A 26,407-nucleotide genomic window follows, 5' to 3' on the forward strand; every position below is an offset into this window, starting at 1 on the left:
GTACATAAGCGTGTCACGACGGGGTGTGTACGGGTTGTGTACGGGTTGTGTACGCCCATTTCGCGGGGGTCTTGGAATGGTTAACGCTCCATGGTTGCACATTGTGGGCATAGGTGAGGACGGCCTCGATGGCCTCACCCCCGTCACCCGCGCCGTCGTCGAAGCCGCAGAGGTGATCGTCGGTGGCGATCGCCATCATGAGCTGTCGCCAAATGTCACTGCGGAACGGGTCGCGTGGCCTTCGCCTTTCGATGCGCTCATAGATAAGCTATTGTCTTTCAAGGGAAAACGGGTTGTCGTCTTGGCAACCGGGGACCCGCTCTGGTTCTCCGTCGGGGCTCGCATAGGCCGTGCAATTGACCCCGCGCAGATCGTTTACCACCCCCAATTGTCCGCTTTTCAACTGACCGCCGCGCGCATGGGGTGGAGCCTCGCTGACGTTGAAACCCTCACCGTGCATGGTCGTCCCGTCCATCAGATGGTCGCTTTTATTCAACCAGATCAAAGGCTTATTATCCTGACAACGGGCCCAGAGACACCTGCACAGATCGCACAATTCTTGACCGAGCGCGGGTTTGGTCAATCGGAAATGACGGTTCTTGCCAATATGGGTGGCGAAAAAGAACAACGTTTTGAAGGGCTTGCCAGCGATTGGACGCATGAAGTGCCCGCGTTCAATACGCTCGCCGTTCACTGCATCGCAGCCCCTGACGCTGCTTTGCTACCACGCGTTCCGGGCCTTGCAGATGATCTGTTCAAGTCCGACGGAACGATGACAAAACAAGAGGTTAGGGCCGCAACCGTCGCCAAACTCATGCCCATGCGCGGTGCCCTTTTGTGGGATATTGGGGCGGGTTCCGGCTCCGTCGCCATCGAATGGATGCGCGCCGCCCGCTACGCCCGCGCCATCGGTATTGAGCCTCGCGCGGACCGCCGCGCCATGGCCGCCGAAAACGCGCTCGCTTTGGGCGCACCGAAGCTGGAGCTGGTCGAGGGCGAAGTCCCCGCTGCAATGAGCGGTCTGGCCGCCCCTGACGCTATTTTCATCGGCGGCGGTCTCAGCGAAGAAGTCTTTGATATCGCGTGGAAAAATCTGCGCCCATTGGGGCGTCTGGTCGCAAATGCGGTGACGCTTGAAAGTGAAAGCCTGTTGATTGCGTTGCGTGCAAAACATGGCGGTGAGCTGGTCAAAATCGGCGTCGAACGCGCGGAACCCGTAGGCCGTTTGACGGGTTGGCGACCGTCCATGACCGTCACCCAATGGAGCCTTGTAAAGCGATGACCGGCACGCTTTACGGCATCGGCCTCGGACCTGGGGACCCTGAGTTAATAACTCTTAAAGCAGCCCGGCTTATACAAGGCGCGTCGGTGATTGCCTATCCAACTCTGGCAGGCAGCGACAGCTTTGCTCGCTCCATTGCACAGGATTTGATCCCTGCCGGCGTGCGCGAAATCCGCATGGATGTCCCCATGAGCACGGAGCGTCAACCAGCGCAGGACGCTTATGACCAAGGGGCCAATGACATAGCTAAGTCATTGGAAAAAGGCGACAATGTTATCTGCCTGTGCGAAGGTGATCCGTTTTTTTACGGCTCTTTCATGTATCTTCACGCCCGTTTGTCCGAGCGGTTCAATGTCGAGATCATCCCCGGCGTCACCTCTGTGACCGCTTGTGCTGCACGCGCCGCGATGCCACTCGCTGCGCGCAATGAACGCCTGACCGTTTTGCCGGGCCCCCTGCCAGAAGGCGAGCTGCGTAGCCGTATCGACGGGGCGGAAAGCGTTGTGATCATGAAGGTTGGACGTCATTTGCAAAAGATACGGTCCGTGATTGATGCACTGGGTCTGACCGACCAAGCGACCTATGTCGAACGCGCGACACTGCCAGAGGAAATCGTTCTACCGCTCGCGCAAGCCCCTGAAAAGGCACCCTATTTTTCAATGATCTTGCTGACGAAAGGGGCCGATCCATGGCTCTAAACTCTATTCCGGCGGTGATCTGCCTGAACCGCGCGGGCGAGGCGACTGCGCACCGTATCGCGGAATTGCTCGGCGCGCCCGTCCATGGGCGCACGAACCGCGTTGATCAGGCTGACTTGTTTTTTGACAACGCATTGGACCATGTCCGAACGTTATTTGCGGCAGGCACGCCGATCATTGGCGTCTGCGCGTCCGGCATTCTCATTCGCGCCGTAGCGCCTTTGCTTGCGGACAAGACAACCGAGCCGCCAGTCGTCTCAGTATCGGATGATGCATCGGTCGTTGTTCCGCTTCTCGGTGGGCATCGCGGCGCAAACAGATTGGCCTCGAAAATCGCATCCGAGCTGGGCGCGACCGCAGCCGTGACAACTGCCGGCGACGTGGCTTTAGGGGTTGCATTGGATGAGCCCCCCATGGGCTATATGCTGGCCAATCCCGAGCGTGCGAAAGATGTGATGGCCGGGCTATTGGCTGGAAAAACCACGCAAATTGAAGGGGATGCGCCTTGGTTGGCTGATTTGCCCACAGGTAATGATCTTCGGATTTCTTGCACGACCGCGCCTTCGGACGCGGACCTCGTATTCCACCCACAGGTTGCTGCGCTTGGCGTCGGTTGCGCGCGCAATTGCGCGCCCGAGGAGCTGCATGATTTGGTTATGTCCGCGCTTCGTGAAGCCAATCTAGCACCCGGTGCCTTGAAGGCCATCTACACGCTTGATTTGAAGGCGGACGAGCCCGCGGTACACGCGTTGTCGCGCGCGCTAGACCTACCTGTTCGGGTTTTCGACGCCACCAATTTGGAAGTTGAAACGCACCGGCTGGCCAACCCATCCGAGGTGGTTTTTGCAGAGGTCGGTACTCATGGTGTGAGCGAGGCCGCAGCGCTTGCGGGGGCTGGCGAACACGCGCAACTGCTTGTGCCAAAACGCAAAACCAAGAATGCGACTTGTGCGATCGCGCTTGCCGAAGAGCCGATCATCGAATTGCGTGGCCGGTCCCGCGGCAAGCTTTCGATTGTCGGGATTGGGCCGGGTCAGCACAGCTGGCGCACGCCGGAGGCCTCCAAACTGGTGCAAGAGGCTGAGGAGCTTGTGGGTTATGGGCTCTATATCGATCTGTTGGGGCCCTTGGCTTACGGGAAACAACGGTCCGACTTTCCTTTGGGCGGCGAAGAGGATCGGTGCCGCTATGCGCTAGAACGCGCCGGTGAGGGACGTAATGTCGCCCTGATTTGCTCAGGTGATGCGGGAATTTACGCAATGGGCGCTCTGGTGTTTGAGCTGCTTGATCGTGGCCCCGATGAGATGGGTGTCAGCGACGCGGCGCGGCGGGTTGAGGTGATCTCTACCCCTGGCGTGTCAGCGTTGCAGGGGGCTGCCGCGCGTGCAGGCGCACCTTTGGGACACGACTTTTGTGCGATCTCGCTGAGCGATTTGTTGACGCCGCGGGAAGACATCGTAAAGCGCCTGCATGCCGCGGCTGAGGGCGATTTTGTGATCGCGTTTTATAACCCTGTGTCCAAGCTCAGGCGCACACTTTTGGCGGAGGCACGCGATATTTTATTACAACACCGCCCGGCTGATACGCCCGTGATGTTGGCGAGCTCTCTGGGCCGTCCGGAGGAACATATCCGCTACCGCAAACTGACTGAATTGGACGTCGATGAGGTCGATATGTTGACCGTCGTGTTGGTTGGGTCCAGCCATTCGAAGCTGGCGCGGCTGGGCGAAGGGCCGCGGATGTATACGCCGCGCGGGTATGCGCGCAAGATCGATGGGGATTTAGCGGAGAAGCGGTCATGACGGCCGACGCTCGCGCCTGTGGCGCATCGCCCCGCCCACCTTCCCGCGCTGGAGATGAGAGATGAAAGTTTATTTTATCGGCGCAGGACCCGGTGACCCCGAGCTGCTAACGCTAAAGGCGCAACGTGTGATTTCTGAATGCCCGGTTTGCCTTTTTGCAGGGTCCTTGGTGCCCGAAGCGGTCGTTGCAGGTGCGCCAGACGGCGCCTTGGTCATGGACACTGCGCCGATGACGCTGGATGACACCCATGCGCAGATTTTGGCGGCCCGAGAGCGCGGTGAGGATGTGGCGCGTGTGCATTCGGGTGATCCGTCATTGTACGGAGCTATCGCAGAGCAGATACGACGTCTCAAGACCGATGGGATCGCGTATGAGATCATACCAGGCGTTCCGGCCTATGCAGCAGCGGCCGCGGCTTTAGGGCAGGAACTGACCGTGCCCGAAATTGCCCAATCGATTGTTTTGACGCGTATGTCGATGAAATCGACCTCCATGCCGCAAGGTGAAACGCTGGAAAACTTCGCGCGTACAGGCACAACTCTGGCGATCCATTTGGGCATCCGCGCGCTGCGCGAAATTGAACGGCAATTGATCCCCTACTACGGCGAAGACTGTCCCGTCGTGGTGGCTTACCGCGCCTCTTGGCCCGATGAGCTGTTTTTGCGTGGAACGCTTGCTGATATTCGCGAAAAAGTACGGGCTGAAAAGATCACACGAACCGCGTTGATTCTGGTTGGACCGGCTTTGGGCGGTATCAAAGATTTTAAGGACTCGGCGCTTTATGACCCGCAAACACCCCATGTGTTGCGTCCTAAGCTAAAGGCATAGCTACATTTGGGATATCCGCTGATTTGAAACGAAGTTTTAGGAGATTTCGTCAATAGTGGTTATCATAGCGGTGTTGTTTATGAGGTGTCGAAATGTCGACTTTTTTGTCCAGTGAAGTGCGCGCCGGTCTTGAGCTCGCGCGGAAAACAGCGCTCAAACGCGGCTCGAGGTTACGGGTTCACGCGGGTGACGCAATTTTTCCCATCCTCCAATATCGCGATAGCAAATTTGGTGTGGATGCGCAGGCCGCCCCGCGATTGCGTGGATTGGTCGATATTTACGATGGTGGGCGCCATTTGTATCAAGCGTTGATCGTCACGTCACGCGAAGAGGATGGCTTGCGGGTCTATGAATTTAAGCGAAATACGATAGCGGCCGACAAACCGGCACTTGATTTTGTCCGTGACGAGGATGCACCAGCCGGCCTGCTGCCCTCCCACTAGTTCCTCAACTAACCATCGAATTGCCCGACGAGCCAATCGATGAAGGCCGTTTTGGCCGGTGAGCTAGAGGTGTCGCCTTCGAGCAGATAGTAGGCGTACGGCGTCTGCCAGCTATGGGGGTGCACCCGCATGAGCGTGCCGTTTTGCAGATCCTCCCTGTTTGTAAGCTGATCGCCCAATGCCACGCCTTGGCCCGAACGCGCAGCGGCATTCATGATTTGCATGTCCTGGAAGACGATCCCCGGCGCGGGCCGCGCCAAGCTACCGGCGTCTTCGCACCATTTTGTCCAATCGGACGTACTGTCGAGATGCAGGATTGGAAAGGCAAGCAACGTTTCCAGATCCATGCGTTCATGCTTTGATACAAGGCGTGGTGCGGCGACCGGGAAGAACGACACTTTATAGAGAAGACGCGCTGATGCGGGGCGTTGCGCCGCGCTGAGAAAGGTAATGTAGAGATCATCGTCACGCGTGCCAAGCTCGCCATATCCGCGCGGTGTGTTGATGACCAAGCTAAGGCCGGGATGCTGGGAGGCAAACTGGCTGATACGCGGGGCCAGCCAACTTGCGGCGAAGCCTGGAGCCACGTTTAAAACAAGCTTGCCGGTGGTCTCCGCTATCTGGCTTGCACGCGCGATTGTGTTCAGTGCTGGGGCGATCTCCATCACGTAAAGCCGAGCTTCGCGGGTGAGGCGAATGCCACGACCCTGACGGACCAACAGCTTATAGCCCAATACCTCCTCCAGACTGCGCATTTGGTGGCTGATCGCGGATTGGGTCAGGTTCAACGCATCGGCTGATTTCGTCATGCTGCCGGTTTGCGACAGGCTGACCAAGCTGCGGAGCATCGGAAGGCTAGGGTTCATTCATTAAATTTCTTCATCAGTTTTTTGAATATTCTCCGTATGACACGCAATAATTTTCATGTCATTCTCTTTTAAACGAAGGAGCGCAAAGCATGGATGCAAGTTTTTCCCGTCGCAAAATTCTCACGCCTGCTGAGCTGCGAAGCTTGTCTCAACGGTCAGATATGCGCGGATTTGCTCAGCTCGGGTCGCATTTCGGGGCGATTTTTCTTGTTGGGCTGCTGCACTGGCAGGCCCTGGGCAGCTGGTGGGTGGTTGTAACTGGGCTCGTTCTTGGTGTGTTGTTGAACTTTCTTTACGCGGGCCAGCATGAGCTGAGCCATGCAACTGTCTTCAAAACCCGCAAGCTGAATGAGATTTTCGGTCGCATCATCGGCTTCATCCAAATCTTCCCGCGCGATTTTGATCAGGTCATGCACTTCGCCCATCACCAATACACGCAGGATTGGGAACGTGACGGCGAACTCGTGCGCGAGCCCTATACGCTGGGGACCTACCTGCTTTGGATCACCGGTGTCAGCTATTGGCGCAACCGGATCGTTGGCAATATCCGTCGGGCGCGCGGAATTATTCTGGAACCCTACATTCGGGCTGAGGAAGAGACGAAAATCATCAAAGAGGCCCGTCTTCACCTGGCGCTGTACGGGGTGATCGCTTTGGTCAGCATCGCATTGGGCAGCTGGGCTGCGCTGACCTTCTGGATCATACCAATGATCCTGACCAAGCCTGTTCATCAGTTGCAAAATACGATTGAACATCTGGGTCTAAGCCACGAACAGGACATTCTGGAAAACACCAGGTCGACCCGCACCAACGCGTTGTTTCGGTGGCTGTGCTGGCAGATGCCGTACCACACCGCGCATCACACCTTTCCGGCGGTACCGTTTTGGAAACTGAAGCAACTCAACGATAAGATTGAAGAAAAAGCAGGCGAAGTGCACCGCATGGGTTGGATTGAATTCCAGATCGAGGTGATCTCAAAGCTACGCGCGAAGGATGAAAGCCAATATCCGATGGATGAGGTGTGGATCGTTCCGACTTCTGGCGGACGCTCTGCGCGTATCCCGGCCGAATGAGGCAGCTCAAGACCTACACGTCGCTTTGGGCGATGCAGCCGCATGACCAGACCGGTGTGAAGCTGCCATTGGAGCAGGTTTGCGAAATGGTCGCGGGCGCAGGATTTGACGGGATGGCGATCGATCTTGGCGCCTCGGACGTCGCTGTCGCGCACGCAGTGCGCCCGCACATGGAAGCCAACGGGATCACGCCGCTCATTGTAGCCTTTCCCAAGACGATCGAAAGTCTGGAAGATACACTTCATATGGCAAAGGATTTTGGCGCGCCCTTTGTTGATGTGATCGGGCAGGTGATGCCGATTACACTGGATGACATGGTGCCGGTGATCGAAACATGGATGGCTATGTCAGATCGGATCGGGATGCCGATCCAGTTTGAGACGCATCGCAATTGCATCACCAATGATCTCTACACCACGTTGCAATTGATTGAGCGGATCCCTGAGATGCGTATTTGCGCGGACCTGTCGCATTACGTTGTCGACCGGGAGTTCTGGTTCCCGCTGTCGGACCACGACATGGCGCTGATATCGCGCATCTTGGTACGTTCCGACAGCTTCCAGGGGCGGGTCGCATCACGCCAGCAAATTCAGCTACAGTTGGACTTTCCGCAAAACCAGAAATGGGTCGAACTGTTCAAAGGCTGGTGGCGCGAAGGCATGGCGTCGTGGCGGGACCGAAATGCGTCAGGTGACTGCATTTTCGTGTGTGAACTTGGCCCCCCGGAATATGCGATGACAGGCCCAGACGGGCGTGAGCTGTCGAACCGCTGGGAAGAGGCGCAAAAGATCAAATCTTGGGTTTCCGATATTTGGCAGGATTTGGGTGGGGATACCTGATTATTCGAATAATCTTCACATGATTTATCTGTTAGGCAGCGAATATTCGCAGAAATACCTTTGATGCGCGTCTCTTCGCAAGACCATTCCCGCGTTCAATGCGTTATCAATGCGCGACATATAGATTCGCTGCTTTAGGGGCCCGACATGATCCAGACACCATACCTTTTGTTCCTCGGCGATGCGCCAGACGCACTTGCGGCCAAAGTGGCGCAAGGCATCAAGGATTGGCGCCCTGAAAACGCGGTCGGGCAGTTCCGCATGGAGGGCTGTAAAGCCGACATGGGGATTACCGATATGACCCTGCAAGAGGGGCTGGATGCCGGTGCCAAGACATTGGTGATTGGTGTCGCAAACCGCGGCGGTGTCATTTCGGACGCATGGAAAGCAGTCCTCGTCGAGGCGTTGGAGCTGGGCTACGACATTGCCTCCGGCCTACACAATCTGCTGCGCGACGAAGATGAGTTGCAGCGCGCCGCCAAGGTTCACGGCCGCACACTGCACGATGTGCGCATTCCTTCAGTCGCTTACCCAATTGCCAGCGGTGTGAAACGCAAAGGCAAACGGATTTTGGCGGTCGGCACCGATTGCTCCGTCGGCAAGATGTATACCGGCCTTTGCATGGACGCAGAAATGCAAAAGCGCGGCATGAAATCGACCTTCCGCCCGACGGGCCAAACCGGGATTTTGATCACCGGTGGTGGTGTGCCACTGGACGCTGTGATTGCTGATTTTATGGCCGGCGCAGTCGAATATCTGACGCCTGACAATGATGACGATCACTGGGATCATATCGAAGGGCAGGGCTCGCTCTTTCATGCGTCTTATTCCGGTGTGACCCTCGCGCTGATCCATGGTGGCCAGCCTGACGCGCTTGTTCTGGCGCATGAGCCGACACGTACCCATATGCGTGGCTTGCCGGACTACCAGCAGCCGTCGCTGGAAGCGCTGCGCGATCTGGCGCTGACAATGGCCCATGTCGTGAACCCGGCCTGCAAAGTGATCGGCATTTCGATCAACACCCAGAATATGCCGGAAGACGAAGCGAAAGCCTATGTCGCCGAAGTTGAGGCGCGCATGGGGTTGCCGACGACCGACCCGTTCCGTTTCGGCGCCGAAAAGCTTGTGGATGCATTGGAAGCCCTGTGATCGAGGTCACGGCAGATACGTTTCGATTGGCGGAGGTGTTCACCATCTCGCGCGGGTCGCGGACGGAGGCCAAGGTTCTGACAGCGCATATCGCGCGAAATGGTGTGGCGGGTTGGGGTGAATGCGTGCCCTACGCCCGCTATGATGAGACCTTGGACAGTGTCACGGCGGAGATTGAAAATCTGCCCGCTGATATTTCGCGTGCCGCGCTGCATGATGCACTGCCAGCTGGGGCTGCGCGGAATGCTGTTGACTGCGCGCTTTGGGATTTGGAGGCGAAGGCCGCCGGAAAGCGCGTCTGGGACCTGATCGGCGTTGCAGCACCGCTGCCCGAGATCACTGCCTATACCTTGTCGCTGGCGGAGCCAGATGCAATGGAGGCGGCGGCGCGCAAACATGCGCAACGGCCGCTGTTGAAGATCAAGCTTGGCACCCCGGATGACATGAAGCGGCTTGAGGCGGTGCGTCGGGGCGCGCCCGATACGCCGATCATCATCGATGCGAATGAAGGATGGAGCGCTGAGGTGTATTCCGATCTAGCGCCACATTTGGTTCGCCTTGGCGTTAAGCTGGTGGAACAACCTTTGCCTGCTGGGAAAGACGATATGCTGGCGGAAATCGAGCGCCCGCTGCCGGTCTGCGCGGACGAGTCTTGCCATGACCGCAGCTCGTTGCCCGGCTTGAAGGGCAAATATGATGTCATCAACATCAAGCTCGACAAAACCGGCGGGCTCACCGAGGCGCTCGAACTGAAGCGCGAGGGGCTGGCACTGGGCTACGGTGTCATGGTCGGCTGCATGGTCGGATCATCTCTGGCCATGGCGCCTGCCACGATTGTGGCGCAGGGTGCGGCCTTCACAGACCTTGACGGGCCGCTGCTTCTGGCCGAAGACCGCGAGACACCGTTACTTTTTGACGCCGCCGGGGTGCATGCGCCCGCGGCCAGCCTATGGGGATAAAATCATGAGCCGCATTGTTTATCTGAACGGAGAGTATGTCCCTGAGGCTGACGCCAAGGTTTCGGTCTTTGATCGTGGGTTTCTGTTTGCCGATGCGGTTTATGAGGTGACCAGCGTGCTCGATGGCAAGATCATCGCCTTCGAGGGCCATGTAAAGCGCTTGCAGAGGTCTTGTGACGAGCTGGGGATCAAGTATCAGGTGGATGCCGATGCGCTTCTTGAGGTGCATCGCGAGCTGGTCGAACGCAACGGGATTGAAGAAGGGATGATCTACCTTCAGCTCACCCGCGGCAATCCCGGTGACCGCGACTTCGCGTTCCCGCCCGAGGATACTCCGCCGACGCTGGTTTTGTTCACGCAGACGGCGAACCTGTTGAACAACCCGAAGATCGAGACCGGTATGAAAGTCATCTCGGTCGATGATCAACGCTGGGCACGGCGTGATATCAAGACGACGCAGCTGTTGTTCCCGTCGATGGCGAAGATGATGGCGAAAGGCGCGGGGGTGGATGATGCGTGGATGATCGAGGATGGTCACGTCACGGAGGGGTCGTCGAACAACGCCTATATCGTGAAAGACGGCAAGATCATCACCCGCAATCTGGGGACTGAAATCTTGCATGGGATCACGCGGGCGGCGGTGCTGGCCTACGCAAAATCGGCGCAGATGGAAGTTGAGGAGCGGGCCTTCACGATTGAGGAGGCCAAGGCGGCGGATGAGGCGTTCATCACCTCGGCTTCGACCTTCGTGATGCCGGTTGTCGAGATTGATGGGGTCGCTTTGGGCGATGGAAAACCCGGAAAATCGGCGGCAAGATTGCGGGAGCTTTATCTGGAAGAAAGCCGGAAACAGGCGCTCTGATCACGGTTCCCCGCATGCGGGGAATTTTGTAAGTCGCTGATATAAAGCAACTTCCAAAATTTTTTTACTGTTTGTTTACTACTTGGTCGCGCTAGTTTGCGGGCCAAGCGCTGTGTCGAATGCGCTTTTTTTGAGTGCAAAACGCAACCCCTTCACCTAGCCTCAGGTGCATTGCAGCATTTTTACTTTTTTGTGCTTTTGATGATTTCGAGGTCCTAGATGATACAAGCCCCTCCCCCAAAAACCGAGAACGTTTCTGTTTTGTATTTCCATGGCATGGGAAGTCAGCGCCGTTTTGAAGAAACCAGCAGGCTGGTGGACAGGTTTGACAGATTTTTTGACGTGTCGTTCAAACGCGGTCACAAGCTGGGAAACCTGCGAAAAATAAACCCCCGCTCGGAATTGAACCGTGAGGCGGAGGGGGATGATGTTTCGTTCATTCGTGCGTTTCATCTCAAGGAATTTCAAAACTGGGACGGGCCAAAAACCAAACTGCGCTTTTATGAAGCGTATTGGGCCGATGAAATGCGTGAGGAACGGTCATACCGGGCTGTCCTCAAGTGGATATTGAGACAGGTTTCGCGGCCAATCAAAATGCTTTGGACGCCTTGGGCGGAACGGCAACGCGTCCGCCGCGCCACTTTGTTCGAGATTTTGGAAAACCCTGACCGATGGCCTGAGGGGACGTTTGAACGTGATTTCAGAACGCTTCTTGAACTCTACGCCAAGTTTGATCACCCAAGCTGGAGCCGTCGCGCGAAAGAGCTGGAAGCCGAAGAGAAAATTAAGATCAAACCGAACTTCAAAGGGTTCCTGCGGCAGATTGAAGAAAATAATCCGGGCAAAACAGGACGCGTCCAACGCTTAACGACATTGGCCAAACGGTGGCGTTGGACCCATGTGCGAACGGAAATGAGCAATTTTGTCTTGATGACAAGCCTGTTGCTGACAATTGCTTTGATCTTCTTGCTGGTTGCCGCTGGCATTTTGTCCTTGCTGGCAGGTGTGCCATGGGTTTTGCAAATGATGGGGCTGACCGAGACAATCACCATTCCCGATTGGGCGCAGGCCGGGCCAAAAAATGCCATTGTGATCGCGTTTGCACTGATCTTTGGCGGGTTGATGCGCGGTTTTCTTGTGCACCGTTTGGCAGATGTGGAGGCCTGGTCGACCTATGCGGAGACGGATGAAAAATTCGCAAAACGCGAGGCGGTGCTGAAAAAATCGGTCGATTTGCTCAGCCATGTTGTGAGCCAACCCGACTGCGATCGCGTGGTCGTTGTGGCGCATTCGCTTGGAACGTCGGTTGCCTATGACACGCTGCTGGCAGCGGTTCATGCCAACAGGGCCGTGAATGCCCAAGACCTGATGAAAGGGCGTGTCGATTTCAACAAGATCGACCATTTTGTGACGCTGGCATCCCCGGTGGACAAGATTTCTTACTTTTTTGAGAGCTTTCGAAGCCCGATCCGGCGGTATCGCAAAGTCTATGGAGAGTTGCGTGGCGATATCGGCACCGAGCCATTTCGAAAGTCAGGTGGTAAGCCCAAGGTGCATTGGACGAATGTCTGGGATGGTGCTGACATTATTTCAGGGCCACTGCATTCGCCGTCATCTTCGACCTGGAATATGTCGAGAATAGACAACGTGCATGTGAACAACCTGACGTATTTTGATCCCGGCTATTCGCACAACGCCTATTTTGACAATTACCGCGTTATCAAACTGCTCTACGATATCGTGTTTGAAAATAAGGGCAATTACACCTACCCCAATGTGCCTGACAAAGTGCTACCCAACGGCAAAACGAAACGAGGTGGGGATTACCGTGCCGTCGATTTCGGGCCGGGGACCGATCACGGCTGTTGGTCAGAGGTCTGGGGCGCAATCGTCATCGCGCCGTGGCTGTGGCTGGGGTATCTTATTGCAACAACTGTCGGGTATGACGACGCGGCCCTTTGGTGGCTACGCGCAGCTGCGATTGTCAGCGCGGTGCCTATTCTGTCGTATTTTTTCAAATGTACCCAGACGTCCAAATTGGCTGACCCGCTGGACTGACAACAGGTGGTCGTGGCGTTTTATTTAAAGAACGTCCTGAGCAGGCTGTCGCCAAGGACGGCGCCGATCTGACCTTTGATTTCCGCCGTGCCTTTGCCGGAATAGAGCAGGTGGTGGATATGGGCGATTTGGCCCGTGGACAGGTCGCGCACGTCGACGTCGTCGAAGCCGTAATTCGGAAGTTCGCTGGCGATGCTCGCCTCAAGCGTGTCGAGCGGGCGCTCGGCCCAGAGGGGCGTTGCAAGGCTGACGGCCAGCCCGGTTGCGGCAATAAATTTAGTGAAGCTCATGAGGGGCCTCCTGTTGCAATATCCCACCTTAACACGAGTTGCGCCGCGCAGGGTAGGCACGGTTGATCACGCCCGCGTTAGGTGGCGTCTTTATGCGCGACCTCGAACGCGGCTTTTTGATCGGCATTGGCGTCTGTTTGATACTGGGCCTTCCAGTCGTCAAAGGGCATGCCGTAAAACATCTCGCGCGCCTCCATCTTGCCTATTTCGATGCCGCGCTCGGCTGCGGCCTCCTGATACCAGCGGCTGAGGCAGTTCCGACAAAAGCCCGCGAGGTTCATCATATCGATATTTTGCACATCGGTGCGGGTTTGCAGGTGGTCACGGAGCGTGCGAAAGGCGGCGGCCTCCAGCTCCAATTGGGTTTGGGCGTCCATTGTTTCCTCCGTCTACAGGCCGGATGTGGCCAGCGTTTCTTGCAAGATTGGCGCGAGCCGGTCGGCCCATGCGATTTGTTGCGTTTGTGATGATATGAGGTCGTTTCGCAGCTCGATCAAGACATGGGGGCGGCCATGGCTGAGCGCGTGCTGGTCCATGCTGTCGCCTTTGAGCGCGCCATTATAGGGCTGGTTGTCGCCCGTGCAGAGGTCAGGCTCTGCGTTGAGGCGGTTGATCAGGGGCACTGCGAGGCGAGCGTCGTGAGCATAGAGGATACCGATCTGCCATGGGCGCTGCGGGCGGCCCCGCAGCTGCGGCGTGAAGGAATGGACGGAGACGATGACCGGGTTTTCGCGTGCGCCAAGCAGCTGGGCCTGTGCTGCGTGATAGGGGCGGTAGAGTCTGTCTATGCGCAGGTCGCGATCGGCCTGCGTGATGGTCTTGTTGGCGGGGATGATGGTGCCGTCATAGAGCCGCATGATCAGGGTCGGGTCGTCCGCGCCACGGTTGGGGTCGATCACGAGGCGGGAGAAGTTGGACAGGATTGCCGGCCCCCCAGCCGGTCGGCGAGCGCGCGGCTGACGCCGGCGGCCCCGATGTCATAGGCGATGTGGCGCGCCATGTCGGCTGCGGGCAGCCCCAGATCGCCGCCTGCCACAAAGCCCGGCACGGTGTTGGCGGCGTGATCGCAGGTGACCACCCAGCGCGAGGCATTGGCGTTTTGCGGCGCGTGAATGTCGAAAGGGCGGTGGGTCATCGTAAAAGTTCCGTTACATGCAGCGCCTATCTACGGGGCGCTGCGCAAAAGGGCCAGTTGCGATGACGCCCGGATTGCGCCATATGTGGCCCCGGCCCAAGATCAAAATTGAAATTCTACGAAGGAAGACGCCCGAATGAGACGCCTCCGCAAGGTCAAGATTGTTGCAACACTGGGTCCGGCATCCAACGATTACGAGATGATTAAAGCGCTGTTTGAGGCCGGGGCCGACGTGTTCCGCCTGAACATGAGCCATGGCGACCACGACGAGATTCGCGTGCGCCACCAGATCATCCGCCAGATTGAAAAGGACACGGGCCGTCCGATCGCCATTCTGGCCGATTTGCAGGGCCCCAAGCTGCGCGTTGGCAAATTTGCCAATGATGACGGGCATGACCTTGAGGTCGGCGCCAGCTTCCGGCTGGATCTGGACGACGCCGACGGGGATGCCACGCGCGTCCAGCTGCCGCATAAGGAAATTTTTGACGCGTTGGAGCCCGGCGCGTCGCTGCTGGTCAATGACGGCAAGATCCGCTTGCAGGTCAAGGAATGCGGCGCGGATTACGCCAATTGCGAAGTGACCGTGGGTGGTGTGATTTCGAACCGCAAAGGCGTAAACGTCCCGGACGTGGTGCTGCCGCTGGCGGCCTTGTCCGACAAGGACCGCAAGGATCTGGAATTCGTCTGCCAATTGGGGGTCGACTGGCTGGCGCTGTCTTTTGTGCAGCGCCCGGCGGATGTTGAAGAAGCGCGCAAGCTGGCCGATGGCCGGGCCGCACTGCTGTCCAAGATCGAGAAACCTGCCGCTGTCACGGCGTTTGACGACATTCTGGCGGTCTCGGACGGGATCATGGTCGCACGCGGCGATCTCGGCGTTGAGCTGCCGGTGCAAAACGTACCACCGATCCAGAAACGTCTGGTGCGCAAGTGTCGCGCTGTGGCCAAACCGGTGATTGTGGCGACCCAAATGCTGGAAAGCATGATCGACAGCCCAATGCCAACACGTGCTGAAGTGTCTGACGTCGCAACCGCGATCTATGAGGGCACGGATGCCATCATGCTGAGCGCCGAAAGTGCCGCGGGCTCGTTCCCGATTGAGGCGGTGACGACGATGAACAATGTCGCGGTTGAGGTCGAGAACGACTCCAACTATCGCGAGATCATTGCGGCGCAACGCGGTGGTAAGAAGCATACGGTTGCTGACGGGATCGTGGTCGCCGCGCGAGAGATTGCCGAGACCACCGATATCAAGGCAATCTGCTGCTTCTCGCAATCAGGTACAACGGCGCTGCTGGTGTCACGCGAACGGCCGCATGTGCCGGTGATTGCGCTGACCACGCTGACGGGCACGGCGCGCAGGCTGTGCCTGAGCTGGGGCATGCATTGCGTGATGACGGATTCCGTTGAACGGTTCAAAATGGCCGTGGTTGCCGCGGCCCGCGCCGCGCGTGAATACGGGTTCGCCACGGAGGCCGATCAGATCGTGGTCACTGCGGGTGTGCCGTTCAACCAACCCGGTACAACCAACATTCTGCGCGTGGCCCCTGTTGAAGAAAGATTGATTTTCGCAACCGGACCTGAATAACATCGTGAGCAGTTGTGGAGGGAGCCATGATTGCAACCGAATTTATTCTTGTTTTGGGGCTCGTCATTGGCGTTTTGGCGATCCCGGGCATTTTTTCATCCATTGTTGATGGTAACCCACCGCGAGCGGCGACGGTCGCGGTGGTCGTCTCGGGCGGCATGATCATTTACGCGATCTACAAGACCCCGGGTGGGTATTCGTTTAATGACTTGCCCAACATCATTGCGCGTGTCGTGGGCAGTTTGTTCTAAGCTGCGGAAACGCTTGCCAAGCTTGAAAAAGCGCCGTAGAAGGCGCGCTCGACCCCGTGGGACCGGCCTATATGGCATGCCGAGTCGCCGCGCATACCACTCAAGATCTGTAGGAGATGGAAATGCCGAAGATGAAGACAAAATCGGGCGCTAAAAAGCGCTTCAAGATGACGGCCTCTGGCCGCGTCAAAGCTGGTCAAGCAGGCAAACGCCACGGCATGATCAAGCGCTCCACCAAGTTTATCCGCACCGCGCGCGGCACGACGCTTCTCTGCAAGGCAGATGAGAACATCGTGAAAAAATACATGCCCTACGCGCGCTAAGGAGAGACTGACATGGCAAGAGTTACATCCGGCGTCACTACACACGCACGCCACAAGAAGGTCATCAAAGCCGCTAAGGGTTACTATGGCCGTCGCAAGAACACCTTCAAGGTCGCCCGTCAGGCGGTCGATAAGGCCAACCAATATGCAACCCGCGACCGCAAGGCCCGCAAGCGCAACTTCCGCGCTTTGTGGATTCAGCGCATCAACGCCGGCTGCCGTTCGATTGATGAAAGCATGACCTATTCGCGCTTCATCAACGGCCTGTCACTGGCTGGCATCGAAGTGGACCGCAAAGTTCTGGCCGATCTGGCCGTGAACGAGCCTGCGGCCTTTGCTGCTGTGGTTGAAAAGGCAAAAGCTGCGCTGCCTGCGTAAGTTTCTGTCGATTTGAATTGGAAAAAGCCCTGCGGTGAGCGGGGCTTTTTTCGTTTAACCCGGGCAAGTCGTGCGTGGCATCGCGATAAGTGGCTGCTTTGAGCCCCAGAGTCACCGATGCTGTGGTTTGCACGAGTGTCCGCTTCAGTTCGCATCTTTGTTCTTGTGCTCCGAAACATGTATCATGAAAACCAATCTGCTCGGTTGGTGTCAGCGACTGGGTAAACTTTAAAAAGTGAGATTATCTTGGCCTTTTTTTGTGATTGGACGATGCGTGATGCCAATGGAGCATTCGTTTTTGCTGTCGGGGGAGCAATTTTAGTTTGTTTGCTTCTCTTGAGACACCACCGGCCACTTAAAGAGCTCAAATACAATTCTCTCTGGGTAGGCCTATTTGGCTCAGGCATGATTGCGAACCTACTCTTAGGTTCCTTGATTTCTGAAGCAATCTATAAGGCAAGCTGTATTTGAATCTGCGGACATTGGGCTCTTCTTGTTAAACAGTCGCTTTGTCCCGCAAAGCAGACTGACGCGCAAGAAATAACAAAAAAGGCCGCTCCAGTTGGCGCGACCTTTTTTAGTTTCTGCGATCTACGCGCTTTACTCGGCGGCGTGACGGTAGATGGGGTCGAGGGCCTCCATCCGTTTTCTGTCCCGTTCCGATGCGATCAGGGCGCGGACCTTGTCAGCCTCTGCCTGATCCGCGCGCATGCGCAGCTGCTCGATGGTCTGCGCCATCTTTTCTGTGGTCTTGGTGTCGGTGTTTGCGCCATAGCCCAACTGGCGGGCGAGCCAGAACCCGATGGCGCCGGAGGCGGCGATCGTCAGCCCCAAAATGGCGAATTGCAAAAGCGCCGACAGTGTCATTGGTCCAGCTCCGGTTTCTTCAAAACTTTGAAGGCGACGCGGCGGTTCACGTCTTCATCTGTGGTGTCGCCCTGCGCCAATGGCATGCGGGCGCCGTAGCCGACGGGTTCGAACTGATCGGTCGAGATGCCAAGCGTGCCGAGAGCCGCGAGCGTGTTTTCCGCGCGCTTCCAGCTGAGTTTGAGATTGATCGCGTCAGAGCCGGTGCTGTCGGTATGGCCTTCGATCTGGACCAGCGCGTCGGGGCAGTCTTGCGCCATTTGGCCGACCTGGCGCAGCATGTCTTTTTGGTCTGTGGAGAGCGTGGCACTGGCTGTGCGGAACTGGATGGTTTTGCGTGCTGTGAAGGCTGCGAGTTCGGCCACACAGCTGTCATCGGATTGCGCCGTGGTTGGCGCCGCAATTTGTGGGGTCACGGCGATGACGGTGACCTGTGGCGCGGGTTTGGGGGCTGCGATTTCCTGGGGCGCTGGTGCAGCGGCGACCACGATGCGTTTCGGGGCCTCTAGCGGGGGTGTTGTGTCGGTGATGGCGGGGATGACCAACGGCGCGGGCGCGCTGATCAGTGCGATGTCATGAACTTGTGGCGGGTCCAGCGGCAGCGGTGGGTTAACGCGCGCGGCGTCGAGCCCCGCCCAGGCGGTCACACCGACAACCGAGAAGCCCAGCAGCGCCACGGCACAGGCACCCCCTTGCTTCACCAGCTCAACGCCCAGCGGCTTCATTGTTACTTCCCCCAACACGCACGGCCCGCCTTGCGGCGCCGCATCCTGACTAAACTTTTCTACTTGGCAGCTTGGTTTGACGCCGTCCCCAAACGGTTTTCAAATCGAACTCGGGCAAAAAGTTAATGATATGTTAAGATGCTTGATGTTGTGTCTTAAACCCCAAAAATAACTGTATTTTGCGGTTTTTTCGGCAGCGTGACTCTTAAGACTCACTCGCCCGCTTAGCGATTGAAATGACTCAATTTTCTTTTTTGGATTTGGCGGTTTCCGGCCCGCTTGCACTTGGGGGCGTCCGGATGTAGCACCGCAACAGTGAATTCTGGAGGCCGTCATGGACGATCTGAAGGCAAAATATCTTGGTCAGATTTCCGACGCGGCGGACGAGGCCGCGCTGGAAACCATCCGCGTGACGGCAGTGGGCAAAAAGGGTGAGATCAGCCTGAAAATGCGCGAGCTGGGGAAGATGACCCCGGAAGAGCGTCAGGTTGCAGGGCCGGCGTTGAACGCGCTGAAGGATGAGGTGAACTCCGCCATTGCTGCCAAGAAAGCGGGTCTGGCGGATGCGGCGCTAAACGAGCGCTTGAAAACCGAATGGCTGGACGTGACCCTGCCGTCGCGAGGCCGGCCTGCGGGCACGATCCACCCGATCAGCCAAGTGACCGAAGAGGTGTCCGCCATTTTCGCCGATATGGGGTTTGCCGTGGCCGAGGGCCCGCAGATCGAAGATGACTGGCACAATTTTGACGCGCTGAATATTCCGAGCCATCACCCGGCGCGCGGCGAGATGGATACGTTCTATATGCACCGCGACGACGGCGACAATCGCCCACCGCATGTGCTGCGGACACATACCTCGCCTGTGCAAATCCGGTCGATGCTGGACCAGGGCTCGCCCATCCGGGTGATCTGCCCGGGCCGCGTGTACCGCGCCGATTATGACCAAACCCACACACCGATGTTTCATCAGGTGGAAGGGCTGGCAATCGACAAAGAAATCTCGATGGCGAACCTGAAATGGGTGCTGGAAGAGTTCGTGAAATCCTTCTTCGAGGTGGACGGCGTTGAACTGCGCTTCCGCGCCTCCCATTTCCCATTCACGGAGCCTTCGGCTGAGGTCGATATCCGCTGTTCGTGGGACAACGGTCAGCTGAAAGTGGGCGAGGGTGATGACTGGTTGGAAATCCTTGGATCCGGAATGGTGCACCCGAAGGTGCTGGAGGCCGGTGGCATTGACCCAACTGAGTGGCAGGGCTTCGCCTTTGGGATGGGGATCGACCGGATCGCGATGCTGAAATATGGCATCCCGGATTTGCGGGCGTTTTTCGACAGCGATTTGCGGTGGTTGCGCCATTACGGCTTCGCCGCGTTGGATCAGCCAGACCTTGCGGCGGGCTTGAGCCGCTAACCCGTCGGGCGCGGCTGTTTCACATTTTCAATGCTTAGTTGAAGGCGCGGCAGATGGGTTTGAACAGCCCTGTGCAGCTCCAATCGGTGAGGTCGACGTGTTTTGCGTCGGCGAAATGTGCATTGTGATCCCAGGACGCAATGCCCAGTGCAATGGCAACCGCAAGCACCGCTATTGACGGGCGAAACACGGTGGCGACGATGTCGGCGATGAAGGAGGTCATACTATACCCAAAAACTTAAGAATCGTTACTACTGCCCCACTTCCGCCTTATTGCCGCCCAAATGTGGCGGGATTAAGGCAAGGTCAACGAATGCTTAACATATTGTGTTGCGTTTTACGGGCCTGCCGCCCCTTTTATCCAAGGCCCTGATGCGTTACCCCTCGCGCTGACATGAAATCTGCTGAATTAAGGCGAAGAGATGAAATTCACCCTGTCCTGGCTCAAAGATCATCTTGAGACCGATGCCACCGTTGACGAGATTGCCTACGCCCTGACCGACCTAGGGCTTGAGGTTGAAGGCATCGAAAACCCGGCTGAGCGTCTGAGCGCCTTTACCATTGGCTACGTCAACAAGGCCGAAAAGCATCCTGATGCCGACAAGCTAAAGGTCTGTCAGGTGCAAACGGCGGATGGCGAAACCCAGATCATTTGCGGCGCGCCCAATGCGCGCGAAGGCATCACTGTCGTGATCGCGTCGCCGGGCGTTTATGTGCCGGGCATCGACACCACGATTGGTGTTGGCAAAATTCGCGGGATCGAGAGCCACGGGATGATGTGTTCCGAGCGCGAGATGGAGCTGTCAGACGAGCATGACGGCATCATCGAGCTGCCGTCCGGTGAGGTGGGGGACAGCTTTGCCGATTGGCTGGCTGAGAACCGGCCGGAGACGATTGACCCGATGATTGAGATTGCGATCACGCCGAACCGGCCCGACGCTTTGGGCGTGCGCGGCATTGCGCGCGATCTGGCGGCGCGCGGGCTTGGTGTGATGAAGGCGCGCGACACAGACCCGATCCCGGGCGGCTTTCCTTGCCCGATTGGGGTGACGATTGAGCCTGAGGCTTTGGACAGCGGCGCTTGCCCGGTGTTCTACGGTCGGGTTATCAAGGGCGTGAAGAACGGCCCGTCGCCTGATTGGCTGCAAAATGCGTTGAAAGCGATTGGGCTGCGACCGATTTCGACTCTGGTCGATATCACCAACTTCTTCACCTATGACCGCAACCGGCCTTTGCACGTGTTTGACGCCGACAAGGTCAAAGGCGATCTGCGCGTGCATTTGTCGGATGGCGGCGAGACGTTTCTGGCGCTGGACGAGAAAACCTACACCATGCAGCCGGGCATGACGGTAATTTCCGACGATGCGGGTGTTGAAAGCCTTGGTGGGGTGATGGGTGGGCTGACCTCTGGTTGTACCGAAGAAACCACCAACGTCTTCCTGGAGGCTGCGTTTTTCGACCCGATCCGCACCGCGCATACGGGGCGCAGGTTGAAGATCAATTCGGATGCGCGCTACCGGTTTGAACGCGGGATTGACCCGAACTGGACACCGGTGGGGGTCGAACACGCGACGCGGATGATTTTGGATCTGTGCGGTGGGGAGGCCTCAGACGTGGTGATGGCGGGCGCGATGCCGGATCATGCGCGGGCCTACAAGCTGGACACGGACCGGGTGCAATCGCTGGTGGGCATGGAAATTCCAGCCGACGTGCAGCGCAAGACCCTGGAAGATCTGGGCTTTGTGATGGACGGCGACATGGCGCAGGTGCCAAGCTGGCGGCCCGACGTTCAGGGCGAGGCCGATCTGGTTGAGGAAGTGGCGCGGATTGCGTCGTTGACCAAGTTGCAAGGCAAACCGATGGCGCGTGTGGATGTGGGCGTCCCGAAGCCCATTCTGACGCCGATGCAAAAGCGCGAGCAGGCGGTGCGACGCACGATTGCAGCGTTGGGCTACAATGAATGCGTGACCTATTCCTTCATCGACGCCAAAGCTTCGGCTTTGTTTGGCGGCGGCGGCGACGCGAGCATGTTGGAGAACCCGATCAGCTCGGAGATGAGCCATATGCGGCCCGCTTTGTTGCCGGGGCTGCTGCAAGCGGCGGCGCGCAATCAGGCCCGCGGGTTTGCCGACGTAGCCTTGTTTGAGGTTGGACCTGCCTTCCATGGCGGTGAGCCTGCCGAGCAGCATTTGCAGGCGGCGGGGCTTTTGGTTGGTTATACCGGCCCCAATGACGTGTTGGGCGCGCGGCGCGCGGTTGATGTGTTTGACGTGAAAGCGGATGCGGAAGCGGCTTTGGGCGCGATGGGGGCGCCTGCGAAGGTTCAGATCATGCGCAACGGGCCGGATTGGTTCCACCCGGGGCGTCATGGGCAGATTTGTCTGGGTCCCAAGAAGGTGTTGGGTGTGTTTGGCGAGGTCCACCCGAAAGTGCTGGACGTGATGGGCGTAAAAGGCCCGGCCATGGCGTTCACCTTGTGGCCCGCTGAGGTGCCTTTCCCGAAAGCGAAATCCGCCGCGCGCGCGGCGCTGCACTTGCGCGACCTGCAAGCGGTCGAGCGCGACTTTGCTTTTGTGGTTGATGCGGATGTGGAAGCGTTGACGCTGGTCAATGCCGCCAGCGGCGCGGACAAGACGCTGATCGAAGAGGTGCGCGTCTTTGACGAGTTCATCGGTGGCAATCTGGGCGAGGGCAAAAAATCCCTGGCGATCACCGTGCGGGTCCAACCGATTGAGAAGACCATGACGGATGAGGAGGTCGAGGCGCTTGCCGCCAAGATCGTCGAGAAAGTCACCAAAGCCACCGGCGGCGCGCTGCGCGGCTGATCAGGAGAATGCGATGACCTTGAATGTGTACCTGTCGGGCGAAATTCACACCGATTGGCGGGATCAGATTATTGCGGCCTGCGCGGGTCTTGATATCGCGTTTTCCGCCCCGGTGACGGACCACGCGGCGTCGGATGATTGCGGTGTCGCGATATTGGGCGCGGAAGATCAGAAATACTGGCATGACCACAAGGGCGCGATGGTCAACGCGATCCGCACCCGAAAGGGTCTGTCTGACGCGGATGTGGTCGTGGTGCGATTTGGCGAGAAGTACAAGCAATGGAACGCCGCGTTTGACGCGGGCTACGCCGCTGCTTTGGGCAAATCGCTGATCGTTGTACACGGCGCAGAGCACCAGCATGCGCTGAAAGAGGTGGATGCAGCGGCCTTGGCGGTCACGGATGACCCTGTAAAGGTCTCCGACATTCTTCGATATGTGTTGGGCGGTACGCTGCCCGGTTAAGTCTGTGCGCCCGGCTTCAACGCGATAACGAGAGCTTGTACCACCGCAACGGCTTGGTATCGCTACGAGCCAGATCACCTTTGGCTTCCAGATCAAGCTGCACAGTTTTGGCCCACCACCCGGCGGTTTTGCCTTCAGGGAAGAGCTCGGGCGACAAATATGGCTGGGCGGCGTCCTTGATCTCTTTGGCAGTGAGGCCGGGCGGCATGTCGTTCATCACGCGCAACATCGCCCGCTTCATGTCTTCATATTTGGCACGGTCGACCCGAGTTACCTGACCCGGGACATTGACGTTTTCGACCTCGATCTTTGCGTCTGCCATAGTGCAGATGATATGGCAGACGCTTTTTTTAAGGCAAGTGTTAGTCGCGCGACGGGGTCACGCGGCCTTTCTGCACGGCTGGGCGGGCAAGGAAGCGTTCGACATAGGCGATGAGGTTGGGGTGATTGTCCCATCCGACCGCGTCTTTGGTGCCGTAAAATTCCAATGCCAATAGCCATGGGGCAATCGCGATGTCGGCAATTGAATAGTCCCCGGCGATCCAGTCTTTGCCGTCGAGCTCTTTTTCCAGGACGGCCAACAGGCGCTTGGCCTCGGCCATGTAGCGGTCGCGCGGGCGGTCATCTTCCCACTCGGACCCGGCGAATTTGAAGAAGAAGCCCATCTGGCCCAGCATCGGCCCAAGCCCGCCCATCTGAAACATCAGCCATTGCGTGACCTTGGCCTTGTCGGAGGCGGTTTTGCCGATGAGCTTGCCGGATTTCTCAGCCAGGTAGAGCAGAATGGCACCGGATTCGAACAACCCGATGGGTGCACCATCCGGCCCGTTCGGGTCGATGATGGCAGGAATTTTATTGTTTGGGTTGAGCGACAGGAACTCGGGGCTTTTTACGTCAGCGTCGGCGAGCGTGACTTTGTGGGCCTCATAGGGGATGCCCATTTCTTCCAGAGCGATAGAGACTTTGACGCCGTTTGGCGTAGGGAAAGAGTATAGCTGCAGCACGCTTGGGTCTTTTGCGGGCCACTTCTTGTCGATGGGGAAAGCCGAGAGTTCGGACATAGGGGAAACCTTTCTGAATTTCCCCTCTAACTTATGTGATCAATGTGCAGAAAAAAGGCGTGAAAACGTTAACCAATCTGGTAAGACGTCTGCGCAAGCGCACATAACAGAAAAATAAGCGCGGCTTCGACAACAAAAGGGACTAACAATGCTAAGCGAATTCAAAGACTTTATTGCCAAAGGCAATGTCATGGACATGGCCGTCGGTATCATCATCGGCGCGGCCTTTACGGCGATCGTCACCTCACTGGTGGCTGACCTGATCAACCCGATCATCGGGCTGGTATCTGGCGGCGTCGATTTCACCAACAACTACATTACCCTGGCCGGCGAAGTGGCCGCAGGCACGTCGCTGGAGGCAGCGCGCGAAGCGGGCGCCAACGTATTTGCTTGGGGTGCTTTCGTCATGGCCGTGATCAATTTCCTGATCATCGCCTTTGTCGTCTTCATGCTGGTGCGCTACGTCAACAAAGTAAAGGCTGCAGCCGAAGGTCCACAAGAAGAAGCGGCCGAAGAGCCCGCAGGCCCAACGCAAGAAGAGCTGCTGGCCGACATCTTGGGTGAGCTGAAAAAAGCCTGATCGCTCTGATCAAAGTTTCCAAAAAGGCCCGCCCAACCCGGCGGGCCTTTTTCTTTGCGCTTGTTGGCGGTGCTTGCACGAATTAGCTTAGCTGGCGACATTCCAGCGAAGGATTTGCGATGAAACCCGAGATTGACGCAACAGATGCCCGAATTTTGGCGGTTTTGCAAAGATCGGGCCGGATTTCGAATGCTGACTTGGCGGAGAAGGTGAACCTGTCCGCCTCCGCCTGCCATCGGCGGGTCGCGCGGCTTGAACATGAAAAGATCATTCGTGACTACGTGGCATTGTTGGACCCGCGCAAGGTTGACCGACCCACGACCGTGTTTGTTGAGATCACGCTCAGCGGGCAGGCCGATGAGGTGCTCGACGCATTCGAGCGGGAGGTCAAGCGCATCCCGGAGGTGTTGGAATGCCATTTGATGGCGGGCTCAGCCGACTATTTGTTGAAAGTGGTGGCGGCTGACACCGAAGATTTCGCACGGATCCACCGGCGTTCTTTGGCGCGCTTGCCGGGGGTGCAGGGGATGCAATCCAGCTTCGCGCTGAGGACCGTGTTCAAGACCACCGCCTTGCCGGTCTAGCCCAGCAGGTATTGCGCCCCGTAGAGCGTCAGCGCCCCCGCAGCGATCGCGCGCACGGTGCCTTTGGTGACATAGGCGACCGCGACCGTGGCAAAGGCCGCCGCCAGCCGCGCTATGTCCGGCTGGCCATCGGTGGCGGCGGGCCACAGCACCAGCGGCGCCACCAGCCCGGGAATGATAGCGGCAGGCGTGTAGCGCAGATGGCGCAGCAGCCATTCCGGGATTTCGCGATCCCCGACCAGCCCGATAAAGGAAAACCGTACCAGAAACGTGCCGATCCCAAGGGCAATAATGATGAACCAGATTTCCGCATTCGTGTAGGTCATGACATCCGCCTTTCGACCTCGGCACCGACGATCATGGCGGCAAGTGCGGCGATGAGCAGCCCCAGATTGAACGGCACCGCCACGAGCAACAGCGCCAAGATAATAGATGTCAGCGCCGCGGCCACATGCGCGAGCGTGCGCAGCGCGGGCACAATCATGGCGAGGAACGCGATGGGGACAATGAAGTCGAGCCCGTATTCCGCCGGGATCGCCTCGCCAATCACCGCGCCGACATAAGTAAACAGGTACCAAAGTGGGCAGATTGGGGTCACGGTCCCGAAAAAGTAAGCGACCTTGTAGGGGATGCTCGTCTGTGGCGCTTTTTCATATTCGGTGTGGGACAGCAGGTAGCTTTGATCGACAAGGAAATAGGCGATCAACGCGCGCTGCCAGGTCGGCGCCCGGCCCAGATGCGGGGTGAAAGAAGCCGAATACATCGCCATACGCAGGTTTACCGCAAGCGCGGAGGCGAGAACCACGATCACCGGCGCGTTTTCCGACATGAATTGCAGAGCGGTGAATTGCGATGCGCCCGCGATCACCAGCGTTGAGAAAGCCATGACCTGCACAAGCGGCAAACCGGCCTCGGTCGCGACGACGCCGAACAGCGTGGCAAAGGGGATGACGACGATGAAGAAGGGCAGGGCAGCCGCAAAGCCTCTTTTATAGGCCGTTTTGGTGGTGGTGGATTGCATCTGTCGGCCTTAGTGTGTCGTCTGGTTCGCATCAGGACGTCAGGAGGC

Annotated in this window: 30 protein-coding genes and 1 pseudogene; 20 read left to right on the top strand and 11 right to left on the bottom strand. The window is 57.8% G+C overall.

Annotated features, from left to right (window positions below):
• Positions 1-76 precede the first annotated feature (76 nt).
• The 5 genes from cbiE to ACZ1G7_RS14715 all read left to right on the top strand — a co-directional run bounded on the left by cbiE (position 77) and on the right by ACZ1G7_RS14715 (position 5,054).
• Complete coding sequence (cbiE, locus tag ACZ1G7_RS14695; protein ID WP_472660133.1) at positions 77-1,282, top strand: precorrin-6y C5,15-methyltransferase (decarboxylating) subunit CbiE; 1,206 nt, start codon at positions 77-79, stop codon at positions 1,280-1,282.
• Complete coding sequence (cobI, locus tag ACZ1G7_RS14700) at positions 1,279-1,980, top strand: precorrin-2 C(20)-methyltransferase (protein WP_472660134.1); 702 nt, start codon at positions 1,279-1,281, stop codon at positions 1,978-1,980. Before cbiE ends, cobI begins: the two co-directional genes overlap by 4 nt.
• The gene (cobJ, locus tag ACZ1G7_RS14705; protein ID WP_472660135.1) at positions 1,971-3,782 is read left to right on the top strand and encodes a precorrin-3B C(17)-methyltransferase; all 1,812 of its coding nucleotides are present in this window, start codon (positions 1,971-1,973) and stop codon (positions 3,780-3,782) included. Before cobI ends, cobJ begins: the two co-directional genes overlap by 10 nt.
• Before the next feature lie 61 nt (positions 3,783-3,843).
• Positions 3,844-4,611, top strand: coding sequence for a precorrin-4 C(11)-methyltransferase (cobM, locus tag ACZ1G7_RS14710; protein WP_472660136.1), 768 nt, complete (start codon positions 3,844-3,846; stop codon positions 4,609-4,611).
• 92 nt (positions 4,612-4,703) lie between these two features.
• The gene (locus ACZ1G7_RS14715; protein ID WP_472660137.1) at positions 4,704-5,054 is read left to right on the top strand and encodes a hypothetical protein; all 351 of its coding nucleotides are present in this window, start codon (positions 4,704-4,706) and stop codon (positions 5,052-5,054) included.
• Positions 5,055-5,062: 8 nt separating this feature from the next.
• Here the strand turns inward: ACZ1G7_RS14715 and ACZ1G7_RS14720 are convergent, their stop codons facing one another.
• Entirely contained in the window at positions 5,063-5,920 is an 858-nt protein-coding gene (locus tag ACZ1G7_RS14720; protein WP_472660138.1) for a LysR substrate-binding domain-containing protein, read from the bottom strand.
• A gap of 92 nt (positions 5,921-6,012) precedes the next feature.
• Here ACZ1G7_RS14720 and ACZ1G7_RS14725 point away from each other — a divergent pair, with 92 nt between their 5' ends.
• The 6 genes from ACZ1G7_RS14725 (at position 6,013) to ACZ1G7_RS14750 (ending at position 12,863) form a co-directional block, all read left to right on the top strand.
• A complete protein-coding gene (locus tag ACZ1G7_RS14725; RefSeq protein WP_472660139.1) occupies positions 6,013-6,996 on the top strand; it encodes a fatty acid desaturase in 984 nt (327 codons plus the stop codon).
• Positions 6,993-7,835, top strand: coding sequence for a sugar phosphate isomerase/epimerase family protein (locus ACZ1G7_RS14730; RefSeq protein WP_472660140.1), 843 nt, complete (start codon positions 6,993-6,995; stop codon positions 7,833-7,835). The genes ACZ1G7_RS14725 and ACZ1G7_RS14730 overlap by 4 nt, the downstream gene beginning before the upstream one ends.
• Positions 7,836-7,982: 147 nt before the next feature.
• Entirely contained in the window at positions 7,983-8,984 is a 1,002-nt protein-coding gene (gene dgcN, locus ACZ1G7_RS14735) for an N-acetyltransferase DgcN (RefSeq protein WP_472660141.1), read from the top strand.
• Positions 8,981-9,943, top strand: coding sequence for an N-acetyl-D-Glu racemase DgcA (gene dgcA / locus ACZ1G7_RS14740; RefSeq protein WP_472660142.1), 963 nt, complete (start codon positions 8,981-8,983; stop codon positions 9,941-9,943). The genes dgcN and dgcA overlap by 4 nt, the downstream gene beginning before the upstream one ends.
• Before the next feature lie 4 nt (positions 9,944-9,947).
• A complete protein-coding gene (locus tag ACZ1G7_RS14745; protein ID WP_472660143.1) occupies positions 9,948-10,805 on the top strand; it encodes a D-amino-acid transaminase in 858 nt (285 codons plus the stop codon).
• 342 nt (positions 10,806-11,147) lie between these two features.
• A complete protein-coding gene (locus ACZ1G7_RS14750; protein WP_472660144.1) occupies positions 11,148-12,863 on the top strand; it encodes a hypothetical protein in 1,716 nt (571 codons plus the stop codon).
• Between the two features lie 20 nt (positions 12,864-12,883).
• Here ACZ1G7_RS14750 and ACZ1G7_RS14755 read toward each other — a convergent pair whose 3' ends face one another.
• The 3 genes and pseudogenes from ACZ1G7_RS14755 to ACZ1G7_RS14765 form a co-directional block, all read right to left on the bottom strand.
• Complete coding sequence (locus ACZ1G7_RS14755; protein ID WP_472660145.1) at positions 12,884-13,153, bottom strand: hypothetical protein; 270 nt, start codon at positions 13,151-13,153, stop codon at positions 12,884-12,886.
• A gap of 77 nt (positions 13,154-13,230) precedes the next feature.
• Entirely contained in the window at positions 13,231-13,530 is a 300-nt protein-coding gene (locus ACZ1G7_RS14760) for a DUF1244 domain-containing protein (RefSeq protein WP_472660146.1), read from the bottom strand.
• 12 nt (positions 13,531-13,542) lie between these two features.
• Positions 13,543-14,288, bottom strand: a pseudogene (locus ACZ1G7_RS14765) (N-formylglutamate amidohydrolase).
• Between the two features lie 136 nt (positions 14,289-14,424).
• Here ACZ1G7_RS14765 and pyk point away from each other — a divergent pair.
• The 4 genes from pyk (at position 14,425) to rplT (ending at position 16,825) form a co-directional block, all read left to right on the top strand.
• Positions 14,425-15,873: a pyruvate kinase gene (gene pyk, locus ACZ1G7_RS14770; RefSeq protein WP_472660147.1), complete on the top strand. Its 1,449-nt coding sequence runs from the start codon at positions 14,425-14,427 to the stop codon at positions 15,871-15,873.
• Between the two features lie 26 nt (positions 15,874-15,899).
• Positions 15,900-16,124, top strand: coding sequence for a hypothetical protein (locus ACZ1G7_RS14775; RefSeq protein WP_472660148.1), 225 nt, complete (start codon positions 15,900-15,902; stop codon positions 16,122-16,124).
• A 122-nt stretch (positions 16,125-16,246) separates the two neighbouring features.
• Complete coding sequence (rpmI, locus tag ACZ1G7_RS14780) at positions 16,247-16,447, top strand: 50S ribosomal protein L35 (RefSeq protein WP_298295760.1); 201 nt, start codon at positions 16,247-16,249, stop codon at positions 16,445-16,447.
• 12 nt (positions 16,448-16,459) lie between these two features.
• Complete coding sequence (gene rplT, locus ACZ1G7_RS14785) at positions 16,460-16,825, top strand: 50S ribosomal protein L20 (protein WP_472660149.1); 366 nt, start codon at positions 16,460-16,462, stop codon at positions 16,823-16,825.
• 600 nt (positions 16,826-17,425) lie between these two features.
• Here rplT and ACZ1G7_RS14790 read toward each other — a convergent pair.
• A complete protein-coding gene (locus ACZ1G7_RS14790; protein ID WP_472660150.1) occupies positions 17,426-17,692 on the bottom strand; it encodes a hypothetical protein in 267 nt (88 codons plus the stop codon).
• The gene (locus ACZ1G7_RS14795; protein WP_472660151.1) at positions 17,689-18,417 is read right to left on the bottom strand and encodes an OmpA family protein; all 729 of its coding nucleotides are present in this window, start codon (positions 18,415-18,417) and stop codon (positions 17,689-17,691) included. Before ACZ1G7_RS14795 ends, ACZ1G7_RS14790 begins: the two co-directional genes overlap by 4 nt.
• 334 nt (positions 18,418-18,751) lie before the next feature.
• Here ACZ1G7_RS14795 and pheS point away from each other — a divergent pair, with 334 nt between their 5' ends.
• Positions 18,752-19,825, top strand: coding sequence for a phenylalanine--tRNA ligase subunit alpha (gene pheS / locus ACZ1G7_RS14800; RefSeq protein WP_472660152.1), 1,074 nt, complete (start codon positions 18,752-18,754; stop codon positions 19,823-19,825).
• Between the two features lie 34 nt (positions 19,826-19,859).
• On the opposite strand, the gene ACZ1G7_RS14805 is transcribed toward pheS, so the two are convergent.
• Entirely contained in the window at positions 19,860-20,048 is a 189-nt protein-coding gene (locus tag ACZ1G7_RS14805) for a hypothetical protein (protein WP_472660153.1), read from the bottom strand.
• A 199-nt stretch (positions 20,049-20,247) separates the two neighbouring features.
• On the opposite strand from ACZ1G7_RS14805, the gene pheT reads away from it, so the two are divergent.
• Together pheT and ACZ1G7_RS14815 are read left to right on the top strand one after the other, a co-directional pair.
• Positions 20,248-22,650 (top strand): phenylalanine--tRNA ligase subunit beta, encoded by a 2,403-nt coding sequence (gene pheT / locus ACZ1G7_RS14810; RefSeq protein WP_472660154.1) that lies wholly within the window; start codon positions 20,248-20,250, stop codon positions 22,648-22,650.
• A 13-nt stretch (positions 22,651-22,663) separates the two neighbouring features.
• A complete protein-coding gene (locus ACZ1G7_RS14815; protein ID WP_472660155.1) occupies positions 22,664-23,113 on the top strand; it encodes a YtoQ family protein in 450 nt (149 codons plus the stop codon).
• A 16-nt stretch (positions 23,114-23,129) separates the two neighbouring features.
• Here the strand turns inward: ACZ1G7_RS14815 and ACZ1G7_RS14820 are convergent, their stop codons facing one another.
• Positions 23,130-23,435 (bottom strand): DUF6958 family protein, encoded by a 306-nt coding sequence (locus tag ACZ1G7_RS14820; RefSeq protein WP_472660156.1) that lies wholly within the window; start codon positions 23,433-23,435, stop codon positions 23,130-23,132.
• A gap of 40 nt (positions 23,436-23,475) precedes the next feature.
• On the bottom strand, positions 23,476-24,174 hold the full coding sequence (locus ACZ1G7_RS14825; protein WP_472660157.1) for a glutathione S-transferase family protein: 699 nt from the start codon (positions 24,172-24,174) through the stop codon (positions 23,476-23,478).
• Positions 24,175-24,322: 148 nt separating this feature from the next.
• On the opposite strand from ACZ1G7_RS14825, the gene mscL reads away from it, so the two are divergent.
• Both mscL and ACZ1G7_RS14835 read left to right on the top strand, forming a co-directional pair.
• Entirely contained in the window at positions 24,323-24,754 is a 432-nt protein-coding gene (gene mscL, locus ACZ1G7_RS14830; protein ID WP_472660158.1) for a large conductance mechanosensitive channel protein MscL, read from the top strand.
• Between the two features lie 119 nt (positions 24,755-24,873).
• Positions 24,874-25,338: an Lrp/AsnC family transcriptional regulator gene (locus ACZ1G7_RS14835; RefSeq protein WP_472660159.1), complete on the top strand. Its 465-nt coding sequence runs from the start codon at positions 24,874-24,876 to the stop codon at positions 25,336-25,338.
• On the opposite strand, the gene ACZ1G7_RS14840 is transcribed toward ACZ1G7_RS14835, so the two are convergent.
• Both ACZ1G7_RS14840 and ACZ1G7_RS14845 read right to left on the bottom strand, forming a co-directional pair.
• Positions 25,335-25,664 (bottom strand): AzlD domain-containing protein, encoded by a 330-nt coding sequence (locus ACZ1G7_RS14840; protein ID WP_472660160.1) that lies wholly within the window; start codon positions 25,662-25,664, stop codon positions 25,335-25,337. The genes ACZ1G7_RS14835 and ACZ1G7_RS14840 overlap by 4 nt on opposite strands.
• Positions 25,661-26,359: an AzlC family ABC transporter permease gene (locus ACZ1G7_RS14845; protein WP_472660161.1), complete on the bottom strand. Its 699-nt coding sequence runs from the start codon at positions 26,357-26,359 to the stop codon at positions 25,661-25,663. The genes ACZ1G7_RS14840 and ACZ1G7_RS14845 overlap by 4 nt, the downstream gene beginning before the upstream one ends.
• Positions 26,360-26,407: the final 48 nt, after the last annotated feature.

The sequence above is a fragment of the Litoreibacter sp. JB4-2 genome, assembly GCF_055693445.1.